The following is a 2859-nucleotide window of genomic DNA, read 5'->3' as shown; positions in this document are numbered from 1 at the left end:
AGCCGCCGCCGATCTCGCTGACCTGCTGCTGCGCGGTGGCGGACAGCATGAAGTCGAGGAGCACACTGAACGGCTTGGCCTTGTCGTTGAAGGCCAGCAGCAGCTTGGTCGTCGAGTTGCCGTCGTTGACCTTGTAGTTCTGGTTGCTCTTGAACTGCTCCAGCGCGTCGGGCGACTGCTCGCTGGTGACCACGTCGACGGCGTTGGTCAGCAGCGCGTTGTTCAGTGCGGTGGCGTCCTTGTAGTAGTGGAAGACGACCTGCTTGTTGGCGGCGGCGTCGCCCCAGTAGCCGGCGAAGCGGGCCAGGCTCAGCGCGGAGCCACGGGTCCACTTGGCAAGGGTGTAGGGGCCGGTGCCGTCCTCGCCCGTCTTCAGGTTCTTCGCCTCGGAGTTGATGATCCAGACGTAGGAGAGGTTGTAGACGAAGGAGATCGACTTCTGGGACAGCGTGACCTTGACGGTGTGCGCGTCCGGGGTGGCGATGTCCTTGATGACCTCGAGGTTGCTCTTGCGGGCGGACTGAGAGTCCTTCGCGAGGACCTTCTGAAGGCTGTACTTGACGTCGGCGCTGGTGAGTTCCTTGCCGCTGTGGAACTTCACCCCGCTGCGCAGCGTGAAGGTGTAGGTGAGGCCGTCCGGGCTCGCCTTGTAGTCCTGGGCGAGGAGCTTGTCGACCTTGCCGTCGTCCGTGAGCCGGAACAGGCCCTCGTACACATTGCCGTTGAGGGCCTCGGTGACGCCCTGGCCGCCGCCCGCGGTGTTGTCGAGGTTCTGCGGCTCGTACAGGGAACCGATGTTGACGGCGGCGTTCTTGTCCCAGCCGCCGGCCGAGGTGCTCTTCGCGCCGGAGCCGCCGCAGGCGGTGAGCGCGACGGCGAGGCTGGCGGTGGTGGCGATGACATAGAGGGTCGACTTGTTGAGTCTCATGGTTCAGGGCGCTTTCGTGCGGGAGGAAGGTCTACTGATCGGTCAGTGCCGATCGGGCGTGCTGATCGGTCAGTGCTGTGCGAGGAAGCCGTCGCGGAAGACGGGGCGCTTCTCTCCGGCCTCGACCGGCAGGTGGAAGCGGTTCTGCCGCGGCGGCATCGGACAGTTGTACTGATCGGAGAATCCGCAGGGCGGCACGAAGGCCCGGTTGAAGTCCAGGACGACGCGGTGGTCGTCGTCGGTGCGCCGGACGAACAGGAAGCGGCCGGCGCCGTAGGTGGTGTCCCCGTTGGTCGGGTCGCCGAAGACGAGCAGCAGGGTGCCGTCGTCGTCGAAGGCGCTGAGGGTGTACTCGCGGCCGTCGACGCTGAGCGTGATGTCTCCCGGCACCACGAGATCGCGGGTGCCGCCGTTGTCCCGGAGGTGCTCGAAGGCGATGCGCCGCGCGCCGGGCACGGGCGAGTAGGTGGCTTCCAGGACCCAGGCGGGGTCGTACGGGAATGCCTCGACGCCCTCGAAGTGGCGGATGGCGGGCGAGTCCGCGTCCCAGAAGCGCAGGCCGTGCTCGGGTGCGCCGGTGACGAGGTCGGTGCGCCGCAGCGTGGTGACGGTCACGGTGTCCGGCTGCCCAGTGCGGATCGCCTCGACGTCGGGCTTCTCGCCGGCCGGCAGCCAGCGGGTTTCCACGAGGGCGAGGTTTCCGGTCGGCGCGGGGAGCGTGCGATGACGCTCGACGCGCCAGGCGTTCCACTCCTCCCCGGGGCTGGCGGGGGTCGGGGCGGCGTGGGACAGGGACACGGCGGACTCATTCGGCTAGAAGGGCACTGCCATCACCGACCGTAAGTCGATGGCCAAAGCAAGTTCTTTATCAGCCATAAGGCTGCCTAATGTCAAACCTGCATATCAATAAGTGAGACGGTCCGTCTCGTCATGTCATCCCAAACTGATCCGCCGCCCATACGCACAGTGACCGCTCCGGCCGGCAGACGCGCGCTGTCCGTCGGCGGTGTGGGTATGGCTTCCGCGCTCTCGGCCTCCTGGCGTCCAGATCCTCGCGGCGGCCTTGAACACCCGAGGGGCTTGCTGGGTGCTCGTCGGATGTCTCGCCGTTCTGTCCGTGGGATGCGCCGTCTCGGCGCTGGCGCCCGACGCCGATTCTTAGCGGATTCACGCAGCTCGTCGGCCAGGGCATTGTCCGGGATGCGTTCCGGACTTCGACGCACCTGGTGCCCGAACGCCACGCGGACGGCGACGGAGACGACTCGGCCGTCCTCTACCCCGACCGCCTCGGATTCTCCGTCCCGTGGGACTGCCTACGACGCGTAGGCGCCTTGGGGTGAACTCGCCAGTGGCCGCGTCGTCCTGGTCAGCCTCTCCGAGGAAGCGGTCGAGGACGGGAGTGGTCTGGGCGGATGCCAAGGACGCGGTGGCCATGGGTGCCGCCCCGGGATCCGGCTCCATGTCCGGCCCGCTCAGGGCGGAGGTGATGGAGGGCAGGGCACCGCTCAGGTTCATCAATGGTGTGCACACCGCCGTGACCGTCACCGGAACGCTGTGCCTGATGGGCGCAGTCGTCGCGCTGGTGGGCCTGCGCGGCGCCTTGAGGAACACGTAGCGGAGCCGGGCCTGCCGGTAGCGGTCGCCGCCGTCGTAACTGGTACCGCGTCCAGCCTGCGCCCAGGGCTCGGGTTGGTCGGGCGCTGCTTCGTTTCCAGGCTTGACTCAGCTACCCGAGCCAGGCCAGGGCTGCCACCGCCAGGGCGCTGACGCCGGTGTCGAGGGTTGGCTGGATGACGGGGGCGAAGGTGGGGCTGTGGTTGACCGGGATGTCCGTGGGTCCGGGAGTACGGCCGTATGTGGCTCGACCAGGTGGGCGAGAGCCGGGAGTCGGCGGACCGGCACGCCTCGCACTTCCTGGCGATGGCCCGCGA

At 67.8% G+C, this 2859-nt stretch carries 3 protein-coding genes and 1 pseudogene; 1 reads left to right on the top strand and 3 read right to left on the bottom strand.

All coding sequences use genetic code 11. The features are described 5' to 3' along the window. Both ACWEBX_RS38865 and ACWEBX_RS38860 read right to left on the bottom strand, forming a co-directional pair. A partial coding sequence (locus ACWEBX_RS38865; RefSeq protein WP_451889422.1) for an ABC transporter substrate-binding protein occupies window positions 1-928 on the bottom strand: 928 nt, incomplete at its 3' end. A gap of 69 nt (window positions 929-997) precedes the next feature. Then, the gene (locus ACWEBX_RS38860; protein WP_451889421.1) at window positions 998-1726 is read right to left on the bottom strand and encodes a DUF1684 domain-containing protein; all 729 of its coding nucleotides are present in this window, start codon (window positions 1724-1726) and stop codon (window positions 998-1000) included. A 601-nt stretch (window positions 1727-2327) separates the two neighbouring features. Between ACWEBX_RS38860 and ACWEBX_RS38855 the strand changes: the two genes are divergently transcribed. Continuing rightward, window positions 2328-2543: a hypothetical protein gene (locus ACWEBX_RS38855; RefSeq protein ID WP_451889420.1), complete on the top strand. Its 216-nt coding sequence runs from the start codon at window positions 2328-2330 to the stop codon at window positions 2541-2543. A 111-nt stretch (window positions 2544-2654) separates the two neighbouring features. On the opposite strand, the pseudogene ACWEBX_RS38850 reads toward ACWEBX_RS38855, so the two are convergent. Next, window positions 2655-2859: pseudogene (locus ACWEBX_RS38850) on the bottom strand (hypothetical protein); the annotation flags it as partial.

Source organism: Streptomyces sp. NPDC005070 (assembly GCF_053600395.1).
This window is presented reverse-complemented; position numbering and strand designations above follow the sequence as displayed.